We start from the raw sequence: 14,600 nt of genomic DNA on the forward strand, positions 1-14,600 counted from the left end.
GAACATACGACCTCCCCACTCTGCGCTGCCGCTTATTCATTGGTGTCCGTAGTTTCTGCCGGCAGTTGTCCGACCGCGCGCAACAGGTAGAAAAGACCCCCTCCGAAAACCAGCACATACATGACCATGATGCCAAGCGTACTGCCCGCAACGAATGAAAGGGGTTGCTGCGAATGGCTGTGAACGGTGCGCATTAACCCGTAGACCGTGAATGGTTGACGGCCGACTTCGGTGACGATCCATCCGCATAGCATTGCCGCGAACCCGGCGGGAGCCATGAGGACTGAACAGCGCAGCAGCCATCGACATTCAAAAAGGCCACCGCGCCAACGCAGGAAAAGACTGGCAATGCCCAAGGCCACAATCAGCAAGCCGAGGCCCACCATGATGCGAAATGCATAGAAAACCACGGCCACCGGCGGGATGTCGTGTTCAGCGAACTCATCAAGACTCTGTATGGTGCCGGTCCAGTCATGGCGCAGGTACAGCGAGCCAAGATGGGGGATTGCCAGCTCGAAGTCGTTTTTACGCAGCGTTTGGTCGGGTATCGCAAACAGCCTGAGGGGTTCCCCCTCACCCGGCGCCGGACGCCGCCATGAGCCTTCCATGGCAGCCAGCTTCTGCGGTTGATAATCGCGTGTGTTTTCACCGTGCAAGTCCCCGGCTAGGATCTGAAGGGGTCCGACCACCGCCGCCATCCACAGGGCCATTGACCACATCACTCGCGCGGATGCGTGACGGCTGTTGCGCAATAGATGCCAGGCGGCCGCGCCACCCACGAGCATGGCCGTGCCGAGGAACGCGGCGATGCTCATGTGGACCATGCGGTAGGGAAACGAGGGGTTGAAGATGATGTGAAGCCAGTCTTGCGGTACGAACCGGCCATCTTCGGCAATGCTGAAACCGGCAGGCGTGTGCATCCATGAATTGGCTGACAATATCCAGAATGCGCTGAATAACGAGCCAACGGCCACCGCACACGTAGACAGGAAATGCAGGCGCGGGCCGACTTTATCCATGCCGAACAGCATGACCCCGATAAAGCCCGCTTCCAGAAAAAACGCGACCATGACTTCATAGAACATCAGTGGCCCCAGAATACCTCCGGCTCGACTGGCCAGTGCGCTCCAGTTAGTCCCGAGCTGAAACTCCATGACAAGCCCGGACGCAGTGCCCACGGCAACGGTCCAGGCAAAGATTTTCAGCCAGAATCGGTAGACGTTCATGTAAATCTGGCGTTTGCTCCATAACCACAGGGCTTCCAGCACCATCAGATAATTGGCCAGCCCTATGGAAAACGCAGCGAGCACGATATGAAAGCTGATAGTGAACGCAAACTGATAACGCGCCAGCATCAACGCGGGATCCAACGGTTCCATGTGCGGGCTCCGATCAGGCGTCGCTGGGCTTGCCGGTAAACTGGCTGACCGGTTTGTCGAGCGGCTTTTTCATCCCTTCGCCCATTGCTTTCAACCCTTCCACAAGCGGTGTGATCGCACGCCAGAGCGATTCATCATGCAGCAAACGGTAGGCGCCTTTGACACCCGGTGCGAGGTCGGCATTCTCCGGCGCGCGCCATTGGCTGAGCGCCGCGCCGGCGTCTTTCAGCGCAAAGACCAGTCGGTAGAATTCATCGGGCTGAACACGTGAAAGCGCCATCGCCAAAATCGACAGATTCTGGATAACGTTGAGCGTGCCGTCCTTGTTGAGGCCGTCCACCAGTACTTTGGTAATCGCTGTGTTGGCGCACACTAAATCATTGGCCATGCGCAAAACGCCGTGTTGATGAAGGTTCTGAAGCAGGCGATCCAGTTCATCCTTCGCATCAGGCTCGGTCTTGGGCGGTTTGACGTCGTAATCGATAGGCTCAGCCATTAGAACCTCTCCGGATGGGGCGCCGGGGCATCGATCGGCGCGTAATCGTCTCTGGCCCATTTCACGGCCACGTCCACGCCCTTGTTCGGCGTCCTGTGGCCATGTCGAAAATTCCCGGGTGGCAATGGCGGACGCTGACGTGGCTCCTTCAGGACCTCCATCCTCACCGCGGTTTCCTTATAGGCCGGCGTATTGACGTCCGGGTCGTGGTGTTCGCCCGTGAGTTCATTGATGCCGGGTTTGCCTTGGTGAATCGGCATGAAGAGCACCTTTGCGCGCACTCGGTCGGTGATCACCCCCGGCGCAGAGACCGATCCACGCCGCGAGGTGATACGCACCATGGTCCCCTCCTGAAGGCCGCGCTCGGCGGCAAGCTCGGGACTGACTTCAACAAACCAGTCAGGGGACAACGAATCGATACGGTCTCCACGTCCCGTCTGATTGTTGCCCTGGAAGTGTTCCAGCATGCGCCCGTTGTCCAGCATCAGATCGAAGTCGCTGTCAGGCGCTTCCGCCGGGTTTTTCCACTCCAGCGGATACAGCACGGCCTTGCCATCCTCTGTGTGGAACCGCTTGGTGTAGAGCAATGGCGTGTCGGTGCCATCTTCGTTCACTGGCCAGAGCAGGGTTTTCCAGCCTTCCAGGCGCTCATAACGGACACCCGCGAACAGGGTGGAAATACTCGCCACCTCCTCCATTATTTGCGAGGGATGCTCATAGCCCCAGTCATGCCCCATGCGCTTTGCCAGATCGGTCAGGATGCGCCAGTCCGGCTGGCTGTTGCCCAGCGGTGGAAAGACTTCATAAAAACGCTGGATCCGCCGCTCGGTGTTGACGAACGTCCCCTCCTTTTCAACGCTCGGGGAGCCTGGCAACACGACATCTGCAAATTGTGCGGTTCGACTGAAAAAAATATCCTGAACCACCATGAAGTCCAGATGCTTGAATGCCTCATGCACGTTTTCCGTGTCGGCATCCGAGAACGCCGTCTCTTCGCCGATGATGTACATGGCCTTGATCTTGCGTTGCGCGGCGTGCTCGACCATCAGGAAATTGTCTTCGCCGACCTTGCTGGACAGCTGTTCAGGCGCCACGCCCCAGGCTTTGGCCCATTTGGCTCTCACCGCTTCGTCGGAGACCTTCTCGTAGCCTGGATAAACATCCTTGAGGCAACCGAAATCGCTGGCCCCCTGGACATTGTTGTGGCCGCGCATCGGGTAGCCACCCGTGCCTGGGCGCCCGTAGTTACCGCTGACCAGCAACAGGTTGGAGAGCGCCGTGCTGGTGTCCGCGCCATGACTGTGCTGCGTGATGCCCATCGCCCATAGCAGGCACACGCTTTTCGCCTCTGCGATCATGGTCGCGGCCCTGACCAGTTCCGACTGAGACAGGCCTGTGATGTGCGAGGCGAATTCCAGCGTAAACGGATCAAGCGAGCGCCGGTATTCGTCCACGTTATTCACACGACTTTTCAGAAATTCCTTGTCCGCCAAGTCATGGTCGAAGAGATAACGTGACATGGCACTGGCCCAGACGATGTCTGTGCTGGATTTGATCTGCAGGAAGAGATCGGCGCGCTCCGCCATTTCATGTTTGCGCGGATCGACCACCAGCAGCTTTTGCCCCTTGTGCTTGCGTGCGGCCTTGATCTTCGAGGCGATGACGGGATGATTCTCCGCCAGGTTGCTGCCCACCAGGACGATCAGGTCCGCCTGCTCCAGGTCGGCAATCGTGCCGGCGTCACCACCATGACCCACCGTGCGAAAAAGCCCTTGGGTGGCCGGGTTCTGGCAGTAACGCGACGAGTTGTCGACACTGTTGGTACCGATGATCAAGCGCGCGATTTTTTGCGTCAGGTAAGCCTCTTCGTTGCTGGCCTTGCTTGAGCCGATGAAACCGATAGCGTCGGGGCCATGCTCGTGCTTGATCGCCAAGAGGCGTTCGGCGACCAATGTTAGTGCTTCGTCCCAGCTCGCCTCACGAAATCGACCGTTGTCGCGGATAAGCGGCGTCGTCAGACGTTTTTCGCTGTTGACGAAATCCCAGCCGAACTTGCCTTTGATACAGGTTGATATGCCGTTGGCCGGCGCATCTATTACCGGCTGCACTTTCAACAGGTGGCGGTCTCGCGTCCACATTTCGAACGAGCAACCCACCCCGCAGTACGTGCATACGGTTTTGGTGCGCTTGATTTCGGGCTGGCGCCAGTGCATGTCCATGACGGAAATAGCCGTGATGGGCGGTGCGCCAAGAGTGTTCTCAATGGTTTTCACCGCATCGATAAGCGGACGCTTGATGTCCTCGGGCATTGATGTCAAAGGCCCTGCATCGGGCTGCATGGTTTTTTCGAGCAAGGCGTTGCAGGGGCAAACGGTGACGCAGTGACCGCAGCTCACGCAGCTGGAACCCTCAATCGTGGTGCCTCCATCCCACAGCACCCGCGGATGTTGCATGGTGAAATCGATACTCAAGGTCTCATTGACCTCGACGTTCTGACACGCCTCGACGCAGCGTCCACAGAGAATGCACTGGTCGGGATCGTAGGTGTAAAAAGGGTTGGAGTGGTCTTTGTCATAGGGCTTGCGCTGGTACCTGTAGCGCTGGATCGCAGGGTTGAGGTCGGCGACGGTATTGTGCAGCGTGCAGTCACCGGTGTTGTGCTCGCAGACGGTGCAATACAGCTCATGCTTGGCGAGAATCCGGTCCAGGCCTTCTTCTTGAGCGGCCTTTACGCGAGGCCCGTCATTGACCAGCTGCATGCCGTCGACAGTGCGCAACGTACAGCCGCGAACCATCTGGCCGTTGTGCTCGATCCAACAGACATCGCAGGTCTGAATCGGCCCAAGGGCTTGGTGATAGCAGACGTGGGGTAAATCGATACCCTGCTCCGCGAGGAAATCGATCAGCGGCTGGTCAGTTTTGCCGTGAAGGATGCGACCGTTATATTCGACGCTGCACTGGATATCGTCACTCATGGAAAATCGCCCCGTTAGCCGATTTATTTGCCGTTGCATTCGCTCCGCGAGAACTCAAGGCGGATGCCCAGGCAGAAATATTCAGTTACAGAGTCGATATTCAAGGGACGAAAAACGTTCAGAACTTTTTTTGCTGACTTCGTGAACGGCCATTGCCGAGCTTGAGTTGATTGCGCCGGCCAAGTACCGGCGCAATCGGCAACGAGCTTTACTCAAGAGTCGCCTCCTTCAGTGACTCACGCGCAAGACCACTTTGCCGTGCACGTGTTCTCTGCTCAGGAAATCCAGCGCCTGCGCGGCCTCGTTCAGCTCGAAGACCTTGGCGACATAGACCTGCGCATTGCCCGCCTCAATCAAACCTGCGATCTCGGCCAGCTCTTCCCCGCGAGGCATGGCGGTAAATCGTGTTCCGGTCTTGCCTGCTGCCTGTGGATGGTGGGCATCAGGCATTGTTAGGATCGATACAAGCCGGCCACCCTCCCCCAGTACCTGCCAGGAACGCGCCTGGGTTTCACCACCGATCAAGTCGATCACCAAGTCGAAGTCTTTGCAGATCGCCTCGAATTGCTCGGTTTTGTAATCAATTGCCCTGTCGACGCCTAACTCACGCAAAAACGGCAGGCTGTCGGTGGACGCAGTGGCATAGACCTCGGCGCCCTTGACCTTGGCAAATTGCACCGCGAAATGGCCGACGCCCCCCGTGCCGCCATGGATCAGCACCTTTTTGCCCATGTTCGACCTGGCCATGTTCCACCAAGGCCTGCCAGGCCGTATGCCCGGCCAGTGGCGCGCCCGCTGCGTGAGGCCAATCGAGGCCTGCGGGGATCCATGCCAGATCCTCGGCCGGCACGCGGGATACTCGGCATAGCCGCCAGCGGCACCGATCATCGCATACACGCGGTCGCCTTTCTTGAATTCCATTCACGCCTTGCCCGACTTTTTCGATCAGTCCGGCGACTTCCCAGCCCAACGTCAGCGGTAATTTATCGGTTGTGACCTACGGAATGATCGCCCAGAGGCAGCTTGTGCCTGAGGGATCGGCCATCGCCAAGGCGTTGGATTACAGCCTCAAGCGCTGGATAGCGTTGACGCGCTATCTCGATGACGGTGCTGTGCCCATCGATAACAACTGGTGCGAGAATTAAATCCGGCCGTGGGCTCTTGAACGCTCGAACTGGCTGTTCGCTGGCTCGTTACGTAGTGGTATGATTATGTCGGGAATGACGCTAAATGCCTTGGCCTAGCCCCTCCACTGCTCGACGGTAGTTCGCGGTGGCTTTCTCAATAATTCGCCTCCGATCTTCGCGGGTAATAAACCCTTCCTCGCAATACTCCTCTGCAAGGCGTAGCAGTTCATCGTACTGTTCGGGGGCGCTCATACGAATCTCAGGATGCTCAAGAAGCCGATTCCAAGTCGCCAGCGCATGTGCTTTTCTGTCTTCATACATGGTTAAAATCCCCAAAGTGTAAAACAGTAGAGCGGAGAGGATTAAGACGGTTCAAGCACTACGATGAATGGAAGGGCGAAACGTTTTACCATCATGTTCTATCGGCTGATCCTGTAGTGGTCTAATGAAACCGGACACCCATTTAGGCGAGAATGCTCGCCAGATAGACGAGTCTGGTCCCGGGCGGGATCGGCATCGCGTTAATCTAATACCTCGCCAGCACGATTTTCAGCAGCGGAAACGGATTTGGCGGATATTCAACGGCGCAGGCTTCAAGGTCAGCTTGCCGCAATCAGCCACTGAAGGACATCCCTCACAAGAAGTGTCTCGTGATAGTTCGATCTCACAATGTAACCCCGGTGAGGCCTGTCCACTGATGGCCCGAGAGCGATCAATTTGCCCGCCTTGATCTGCTCTTCGATCAGCCCCGCCCATCCCAGCGCAATACCCTGACCATCCTGCGCAGCGGTAAGCAGCAACGGATAGTTATTGAAGCAAAAAACTGGCGCTTCCTCTGGCGGAGTGATCTTCGCGTGCAGGCACCAGTGATGCCAATCCAGCCACCGGGAGTCATCGCTGTCCTTATGAAGCAGCGGTAGATCCTCGATACTGCTTATTTTCGTACCTTCCATTAGCCCCAGTTTTTCAGCCAGATCTGGACTGCACACTGGGAATACCGTCTCGGGGATCAGTAGCTTTTCAAATCGGAAGTCACCGTCGAGGGATCCAAACTGAATGGCGATATCGGCATCTTGAAGCATCGGATCATCGTCAAGGTTTACTGGGCGAATCTTGAATTGGATCTGGGGGAACTGGCCCTGGAGCGCAGGCAATTTCGGCATAAGCCAGAAATAGCAGAATCCAAAATTCGCAGCGATCGAGATGGTAGGTTTCTGCTTGGTGAAATGGCGACGCATGCGCTTGACCGCTGCCTTAATTTCACTCACCGGGGATGCCAGGCCTGAATAAATCTGCTGACCCTCATAGGTGGGTCGCAACAGCTTGCCGTTGCGCTCGAAGAGTACACACCCAAGCGACTCCTCCAAGGTGCGAATCCGCTGAGAAATCGCCGGTTGAGTAGTGCCCAATTCAACGGCTGCGGCCGTCATCGAACCCAAGCGGACTGTGGCCTCAAAGGCGACCAAAGATTTAAGTGGCGGAAGGTCCTGTTCGCTCGGCTCCATAACGTTTATGCATACCTCTAATAAGGGGATTGCGGGTGTTTATCCCTGAGCACGTAAGGATACTAAGACCACCTATTTGGAGGTTCTCATGGTACAGGTCACTTTTGAAATCAAGCAACATCCGGCATCCGTGATCGCGCAGCTGCCAGGGGAAACCATTGTGCTCGCGCCTTTGTGGTTGCGGGAGCGCTGTCAGGACGCCGTGAGTCTTGATGTCACAACTCAGCAAAGACTGTTCAACCCGCACAACCTTCCTGACGGCATCACTCTGGTTGAAGCAGAGGCCAAAGGCGTAGATCAGGCATGGCTGTCATTTAGCGATGGTTATGCTGGTCTGTATGACCTCACGGAGTTTCGTGCCGACTTCGATCCGCTGGATGGCCTGCCAACGCCCATCAGTTGGAAGAGCAATATTGACACCCAGCTCATCTACATCGACTTCAACCGACTGAGTGACTTCGATTATCGATTGGAGGCATTCAGCAAGTTTTTAACCTATGGGGTTGTCGTTATCCAGAACGTGCCTACCGAAGCCGAGTCAGTTCTGGATGTAGGCAGAATCTTTGGCCAGGTGCGCGAAACCAATTTCGGCAAGTACTTCGAGGTTTACTCCCGGCCGAACTCCAATGACCTGGCCTATCGCTCAATTCACCTCGATCCTCATACCGATAACCCTTATCGCGATCCGATGCCTGGCATCCAGCTTTTGCACTGCCTGATCAACGAAACATCGGGGGGGCTCTCTACACTCGTTGACAGTCTCGCGGTCGCAGAGCAGCTTAAGTTGGAAGATCCCGAAGGCTTCGAACTGCTGGCCAACGTGCCTGTGCGTTACCGCCACGTCGATAACGACGTTGAGTTGATTGAGCGGCGGCCAATCATCATGACCGACGCGCTGGGCCGAATGACAGGTGTCAGCTATAGCCCACGCCTCGACTATCTACCGTTGCTGAATGAACACGACATGGCCGTATTCCACCGTGCACGTCGTCGCATGGGCGAGCTCTTTGTGGATCCGGCATTTGAGCGACGTTTCAAGCTGGAGAAGGGCGAGCTGCAAATGTTCAACAACACACGTGTCCTCCATGGCCGGACGAGCTTTGATACCAATGAAGGTCGCCGTCATCTGCAAGGTTGCTACATGGATATGGATGGCCCCAAAGGCATCTACAAAGCCATGAAAAGAAGCTTGAAAGCTCAATAAGATTCGAAAGCCTGAGGACTGATGATGGAAACCGTAGCTTTTACCCAGATGAAAGACGGCACCAAAGCCGAATATGAAATGCTGACCCAGCTGGAAACCGATTTCGCAAAGGAGCTTCCTGACCGGCTCCTCAAATGCCTGCGGGATCTGGAACACTCTCTAAGCGGTTACAAGGTGAGCAGACTCGCTCATTCGCTTCAGACCGCATGTAGAGCTGAGGACGCTGGTGCAGATGAGGAGATGGTGGTTGCAGCGCTGATACATGACCTAGGCGACGAGCTCGCCCCCTACAACCACTCCCAGTATGCAGCATCCATCCTTCGCCCTTATGTTCGTCCAGAGGTGACCTGGGTCATCAATTATCACGGCCTTTTCCAAAACTACTACTACGTTCACTTCTTCGGCGGTGATCGGAATGAGCGGGATTTATACAAAGACCACCCGTACTACGAAAGCTGTGTGCGCTTCTGTGAGGAATGGGACCAATCATCCTTTGACCCTGATTACCCTACTCGCCCTTTGGAGCATTTCGAGCCTATGGTTCGGAGGATTTTCACTCGGCCAGCATTCGATCAAAAGTACGTTGGTGACCAGACTATGGGCCGCAGCGCGCTCGACCAACCTGTGGCCTAGGCGTTTTACTTACGGTTCAAATTTGCGGAATAGCAGCAGCATGCTGCCGCTTTACGTGCGCATCCAGGTGGATCCCTCCGTACTGATCCATAAGAAAACCGCATGCTCCTCATAATAAAAACGCGGTTATGCCGTACTGGCGATTGGCCGATAATCGAAGCGGGAAAGGCGCAATTCACAAGCGTCAGCCACTTGCAAATTTGAGCCTGCCATCCAGTTACGTCAAACAGAGTTAGTGCAACTCTAGAGGGGAGTCGGATGAACAAGTTTTACAAAACCGTGATCGCAGTAACCATGGCATCTCAAAGCGTATTGGTTATGGCTCAAGAACCCAGTAGTTGCCAAGTCATCAAGACCGCGAACGTGGGGTGGCTTGATGGAATATCGACAAACGCATTAACTCAGGTGGTGGCCGAAGGTCTGGGGTACAAATTTGAGGACAATATGCTTTCGCTGCCAATCGTTCTGAAGTCTATTAGTGATGGCAAGTTGGATACGTTTATTAACTACTGGTCGCCATCTCAAGATCCTCTGGTCACCCCGCTTAAGAATTCTTTGTCCGTTCTACCGGCCCCTAACCTCACAGGTGCAAAATACACACTCGCAGTTCCAAAATTTCTAGCCGATGAGGGGTTGAAGGATTTCAAGGACATCGAGAAATTTAAAGACCAGCTCGGAGGCCGCATTTACGGCATCCAGCCTGGTAGCGGCGGAAACACGTTGGTGCAGAAGATCATCAAAGACAATTCGTATGGTTTGAAGGATTTCAAACTGGTCGAGTCTGGTGAAGCAGGCATGATCCAAGAGGTAGGGCGCTCGATTCAACGCAAGAAGCCCATTGTGTTCCTGGCGTGGGCGCCTCACCCAATGAACGTGAACATGGACATCGTGTATCTAACGGGTGGTGATGATTCCTTCGGTCCCAATTTCGGCGCAGCAACGGTCAAAACCATCACATCCAAAGGCTATGCCGAGCGCTGCGGTAACGTTGGCAAGTTGTACAGCAATCTGAAATTCACGGTCGACATGGAGAGCAGCATCATGAACTCCCTCGACAAAAAGGAGCCCGCTTTGAGTGCAGCGAAAAAATGGCTGGCCGCTCATCCTGAGATTCTGGATAGCTGGCTGGCTGGTGTGACTACCGTCGACGGTAAAGACGCGAAAGCAGCAGTGTTAGCAAACATCTCCAAGTAAAGAAATGCCGCTTCAGTGAAGCGGTTTTTTTATCGAAAATCCGCAGTTGTAGGCTCGCTGAGGGAGCCATATGTAGCCAGGTGCCAGGCGTTTACTCATCGCAACGTACCTCAACCGGACGCTTACGGTGACTTCGCTGGACGCTTACCTTAGATATATAGCTTGGTCGAGACCGCCAAGATCGACGGCCAAGAGCCCTATGCGTGGCTGCGCCATGTATTAGAGCGGCTACCATTTGCGTGACCGAACGGGGATCACAGGTTGCGCAACGGTACCCAGTTATGCGGCAACAACTCGGCGATCTCACTTGCACGCTGCGTTGGCAGTCGCGCCAGAACGTCTTTCAAGTAAGCAGCCGACGCGCGTTTGACGCTGCGCAGCGATCCTGCTAAGAGCCAATTCTTGCGTCCAAAAGCCCATGGCCGAATCTGCTGCTCGATGTGCTTGTTATCAATAGGCACCGCGCCGTCATCCAGATAACGCGACAATGCCGGCCAGCGATTCAGGCTGTAATTCAAAGCCTTGGCGATGGCCAGTAAGCAGATGGTGAACACGTTCGGTAAAAACAATCCTTGGAGTGGCTGCCTGAAAGCATCTGAACCTAACTTTTACGCTCCAAAGCGTTATCTAATCGCGGCATTGGGCGCTGAGCAGGACGTGATCAGCGTCGCCCCATAGCGGTGATTACAGCTGTGAAATTGTTTCATTTTTGGGGGCGCAGGTCTGTTATGGTCAGATGAAAACCTTGCAAGGATAAAAAGTGGTGGATACTTCAAATGAAGCCGTATTGAAAAGTCTCCTGTCTGTCAGGCGGAGTGTTAGATCTTTCAGAGAGCACCCGCTTTCTTTAACAAGTTTGGAGACGTTGCTGCATGCTGGACAAGGTCATACGTCTCCTGACGGAAAACGAACCGCACCATCGGCCCACGCCCTGCATCCATTTGGACTGATCGTGGTGGTACGTCGAGTGCAAGGGTTGACACCAGGGGTATACCCATACGACGGAGATACAGGGAAGCTCTCTCACTCTGGAGATGTTCTTGACGAAGGGTCATTAAATTCAGCGGCTTTAGGCGATGAAAAGTGGCTCGAAGACGCACCTGCCGTTATCGCCATTGTGGCCGACCGAGAAGCAGCAATTCGTCATTTCGCGGATCAACAACCTGACGGTTTAAGAGGGGCTCGCTACGTTGATTTCGAAGCTGGGGCAGTAACTCAAAATATGTATTTGTCCGCCGCGGCAGCTGGCCTAGGCGGGGTAGTAGTGATGGGGTTTGATGACTTGAAAATGGGCAAGACCTTAAAGCTTGAGGCCCCAACTTTTCCAGTTGCCCTTTTCTGCGTAGGACATGTTCTTTAGTCGAGTTCTGAAGACGATAACTTCTGTTACTAAGCTCGTGTCCATTGATGAGGCAGCAACTCCGTAATCTCACTCACCCGCTGCGTCGGCAGGCGTGTGAGCACATCCTTCGGTACGTGTACGGGTCATGTCCATTCAGCCTTGCCGACTGGATCAGACTCATGGTCGCAGCTGCCCGTTTGCCGCTGCGAAGCGAACCGGCAAGTCGAGTCAGCCGAAGGGAGTTGCACCCCTCGGCTGCTCACAGAACCGTACGTGACAGTCTCCCGTCATACGGCTCTTGATCACACATTCGATGCACGTAGTAAATACCAATGCGCGAACAGCTCCGGATTCTCTCTTCGAACAAGACGCAGCCGATGCTCCGCTTGACGTATAGAGATTCGGTACTTGCTCTTCATCCATTTGAGCAGGCGCGATTGCAACGCGCTCCACAATCGATAGCTGAAGTTTCTGTACCAGAATCTACCGTAGTATTCGATCCATCCTCGAATCACCGCATTGTACCTGCGAGAAAAATCCCTCAGGTCATCAGTCGTGGATCGATGGATGCGCCAGTGTTTGATCGTGTCTACCATCCTGCGCATCGCCTTCATCGACGCTCCCGGCATGCACTTACGAAAGAGTTCGCCTTTGGAGTTCTTCAGGGTTCGCACCTTGAAGTCGTATCCGAGAAAGGTGAAGCTAGTCGCAACGTTGTGCCGCTCGAATGTATCGATGTAGACAATCTTCGACTTTTCTTCGTTGATGGTCAGGCCTACTTCACTCATCCGTCGCGTCAGGCTCTCCCTGATTCGAACAGCCTCGCTCATCCTTGTGCAGTGAATAACAATATCGTCGGCATACCGTTCAAACGGCACGCCGCGATGCGTCCTGTCCATCCAACGATCAAAGGCATAATGCAGGAATAAATTGGCTAACAAGGGCGAGATAGCGCCAGCAACAATAGAGCAAACTACTCCGGATAAAATGAGGGCTGCGCATCGCCAGGGAGAGTTTTGCTCCGAGGTATGCGGGATGCCCCGACGTCGAGATTGTTCTCGTCATTGAGGTCATCGCCCCCACTGACGGGAGACTTCAGTCATGAGCCGAAAACCGCGGATCTGGCGTATCCGTCTGGCTTTTGAGCCAAATCGATTCTCTTGTGAACAGCTCGATAGGGCCTACGAGCAGCTAAAACCGACAGATACGCGCGTTTCCTCAGAATTGCCACAACCCCAACCCTCTGTGACAAAGCATCATGCTGCCAAGCGAGGTGAGCAATGAGCCAGGCTGTGATGGTGGCTTTCTATGCCCGCGTGTCCTCTGATCAACAGGCTAAACGCGGTACGATTGAAAGCCAGATTGCCGCGTTGACAGAGCGGATCGTGGCTGATGGTGTCCAGGTTGCTGAGGATATGCGCTTTGTCGACGCTGGCGTCAGCGGCGCGACGCTGATTCGCCCACAATTGGAACGGCTCAGAGACCTCGCTGCACTTGGCTTGGTCGATCGTCTCTACGTCCTGTCCCCAGACCGGCTGTCGCGAAAATATGCTCACTAGGCCTTGCTGATGGAAGAACTATCGGCGTGCGGCGTAGAGGTTGTGTTCCTCAATCATGCCATTGGCGTCACGCCAGAGGAGTCGCTGCTGCAGATGCAGGGCATGATTGCGGAGTATGAACGGGCCAAAATCATGGAGCGCCATCGTCGCGGCAAGCTTCATGGAGCCAGACGCGGCAGCATCAATGTGCTGTCGACTGCGCCTTACGGTTATCGCTACATTCGTAAGCAACTTGATGGCGCACCCGCACAGTACGTTATCGACTTGGCGCAAGCGGCGACGGTCAGAGCCATCTTTCAATGGATTGGGATGGAGCGACTGAGCATTGGCGAAGTGGTGCGGCGTCTTGGTGCTACTGGCACCGTCACCGCTTCAGGTAAACCGTATCGGGATCGCAGTACCGTGTGGGGGTTATTACAAAATCCAGCTTACATGGGACGAGCTGCTTTCGGTAAAACACAGGCGCGTGATCGTTTACCTCGGATACGCGCACAACGCCACAGTGCGGAGGTGCCCAGGAAGGGGTATTCAACCGTACGTACGGATCCAAGTCAGTGGGTCGAGATATCCGTACCGGCAATCGTCAGCGAAGGGTTATTTCAGTCGGTTCAGGAACAGCTTGCCGAAAATCGCAAATCGGCTCGTCAGCACGGTCATGGTGCAGTTTACCTGCTTCAGGGCTTGACCGTTTGCGGCCATTGTCACTACGCCTATTACGGTAAAAAAGTCAGCAAGGCAGCGGCCAAAGGCCAACGTCGGAACTATGCCTATTATCGTTGCATTGGAACCGATGCCTACCGCTTTGGTGGCGAACGCGTCTGTGATAATCAGCAAATACGAACGGATCGTCTTGATGAACTGGTGTGGCAGCAGGTTATTGAACTGCTCGCCCATCCCGGAAGGCTAAAGAGTGAATATGAAAGGCAAGTCGCGGCTCATCGATAGTTATGCCGAGGGGATGATCGACAAAACGGACTTTGATCCGAAGATGCGAAACTTGAAACATCGCCTGGACCAGCTTGATCAGCAGATTCAGGAGTCTCGGCGTCATCAGGTGGGTCAACGCGAGCTGTTTCTCGTCATTAATCGTCTCGAAGAGTTTGCCGCTGCGGTCCATGACCGATTGGACACTGTCGATTTCATCACGAAACGCGAGATCATCCGCGGCTTGGTCAAACGTGTCGAA

12 protein-coding genes and 5 pseudogenes are annotated in these 14,600 nt (G+C 54.9%); 8 read left to right on the top strand and 9 right to left on the bottom strand.

Annotated features, from left to right (window positions below):
• Window positions 1-32: 32 nt before the first annotated feature.
• The 4 genes from V3W40_RS19200 to V3W40_RS19215 form a co-directional block, all read right to left on the bottom strand.
• Window positions 33-1,379 (bottom strand): cytochrome ubiquinol oxidase subunit I, encoded by a 1,347-nt coding sequence (locus V3W40_RS19200; protein ID WP_330208699.1) that lies wholly within the window; start codon window positions 1,377-1,379, stop codon window positions 33-35.
• 13 nt (window positions 1,380-1,392) lie between these two features.
• Complete coding sequence (locus V3W40_RS19205; protein WP_330208700.1) at window positions 1,393-1,875, bottom strand: DUF1641 domain-containing protein; 483 nt, start codon at window positions 1,873-1,875, stop codon at window positions 1,393-1,395.
• Window positions 1,875-4,850: a formate dehydrogenase subunit alpha gene (gene fdhF / locus V3W40_RS19210; RefSeq protein ID WP_330208701.1), complete on the bottom strand. Its 2,976-nt coding sequence runs from the start codon at window positions 4,848-4,850 to the stop codon at window positions 1,875-1,877. The genes V3W40_RS19205 and fdhF overlap by 1 nt, the downstream gene beginning before the upstream one ends.
• Window positions 4,851-5,078: 228 nt before the next feature.
• A complete protein-coding gene (locus V3W40_RS19215) occupies window positions 5,079-5,771 on the bottom strand; it encodes an NADP-dependent oxidoreductase (protein WP_330215506.1) in 693 nt (230 codons plus the stop codon).
• Window positions 5,772-5,854: 83 nt separating this feature from the next.
• Here V3W40_RS19215 and V3W40_RS19220 point away from each other — a divergent pair.
• Window positions 5,855-6,055, top strand: a pseudogene (locus V3W40_RS19220) (IS66 family transposase); the annotation flags it as partial.
• Window positions 6,056-6,076: 21 nt separating this feature from the next.
• Here the strand turns inward: V3W40_RS19220 and V3W40_RS19225 are convergent.
• Window positions 6,077-6,298, bottom strand: coding sequence for a hypothetical protein (locus V3W40_RS19225; RefSeq protein WP_330208703.1), 222 nt, complete (start codon window positions 6,296-6,298; stop codon window positions 6,077-6,079).
• 278 nt (window positions 6,299-6,576) lie between these two features.
• A complete protein-coding gene (locus tag V3W40_RS19230) occupies window positions 6,577-7,482 on the bottom strand; it encodes a LysR family transcriptional regulator (protein WP_330208704.1) in 906 nt (301 codons plus the stop codon).
• An 88-nt stretch (window positions 7,483-7,570) separates the two neighbouring features.
• On the opposite strand from V3W40_RS19230, the gene V3W40_RS19235 reads away from it, so the two are divergent.
• The 4 genes and pseudogenes from V3W40_RS19235 to V3W40_RS19250 all read left to right on the top strand — a co-directional run.
• The gene (locus V3W40_RS19235; RefSeq protein WP_330208705.1) at window positions 7,571-8,686 is read left to right on the top strand and encodes a TauD/TfdA family dioxygenase; all 1,116 of its coding nucleotides are present in this window, start codon (window positions 7,571-7,573) and stop codon (window positions 8,684-8,686) included.
• A gap of 24 nt (window positions 8,687-8,710) precedes the next feature.
• Complete coding sequence (locus V3W40_RS19240) at window positions 8,711-9,319, top strand: HD domain-containing protein (RefSeq protein ID WP_241089453.1); 609 nt, start codon at window positions 8,711-8,713, stop codon at window positions 9,317-9,319.
• Between the two features lie 258 nt (window positions 9,320-9,577).
• Window positions 9,578-10,513, top strand: a complete 936-nt coding sequence (choX, locus tag V3W40_RS19245; RefSeq protein WP_330208706.1) for a choline ABC transporter substrate-binding protein — start codon at window positions 9,578-9,580, stop codon at window positions 10,511-10,513.
• A 153-nt stretch (window positions 10,514-10,666) separates the two neighbouring features.
• Window positions 10,667-10,756: pseudogene (locus V3W40_RS19250) on the top strand (transposase domain-containing protein); the annotation flags it as partial.
• Window positions 10,757-10,767: 11 nt separating this feature from the next.
• On the opposite strand, the pseudogene V3W40_RS19255 reads toward V3W40_RS19250, so the two are convergent.
• Window positions 10,768-11,046: pseudogene (locus tag V3W40_RS19255) on the bottom strand (IS66 family transposase); the annotation flags it as partial.
• Between the two features lie 230 nt (window positions 11,047-11,276).
• Here V3W40_RS19255 and V3W40_RS19260 point away from each other — a divergent pair.
• The gene (locus tag V3W40_RS19260) at window positions 11,277-11,873 is read left to right on the top strand and encodes a SagB/ThcOx family dehydrogenase (protein WP_330208707.1); all 597 of its coding nucleotides are present in this window, start codon (window positions 11,277-11,279) and stop codon (window positions 11,871-11,873) included.
• 29 nt (window positions 11,874-11,902) lie between these two features.
• Here the strand turns inward: V3W40_RS19260 and V3W40_RS19265 are convergent.
• Both V3W40_RS19265 and V3W40_RS19270 read right to left on the bottom strand, forming a co-directional pair.
• Window positions 11,903-12,075: pseudogene (locus tag V3W40_RS19265) on the bottom strand (transposase domain-containing protein); the annotation flags it as partial.
• Between the two features lie 82 nt (window positions 12,076-12,157).
• Window positions 12,158-12,796 carry a reverse transcriptase domain-containing protein gene (locus V3W40_RS19270; protein WP_330208708.1) on the bottom strand — a complete coding sequence of 213 codons (639 nt, stop codon included), beginning with the start codon at window positions 12,794-12,796 and terminating at the stop codon, window positions 12,158-12,160.
• 354 nt (window positions 12,797-13,150) lie between these two features.
• Here V3W40_RS19270 and V3W40_RS19275 point away from each other — a divergent pair.
• Window positions 13,151-13,531: pseudogene (locus tag V3W40_RS19275) on the top strand (recombinase family protein); the annotation flags it as partial.
• Window positions 13,532-13,723: 192 nt separating this feature from the next.
• The gene (locus tag V3W40_RS19280) at window positions 13,724-14,359 is read left to right on the top strand and encodes a recombinase family protein (protein WP_330215569.1); all 636 of its coding nucleotides are present in this window, start codon (window positions 13,724-13,726) and stop codon (window positions 14,357-14,359) included.
• The last annotated feature ends 241 nt before the right edge of the window (window positions 14,360-14,600 follow it).

It is taken from the genome of Pseudomonas sp. AM8, from assembly GCF_036346475.1.
Lineage (GTDB): Bacteria > Pseudomonadota > Gammaproteobacteria > Pseudomonadales > Pseudomonadaceae > Aquipseudomonas > Aquipseudomonas marginalis.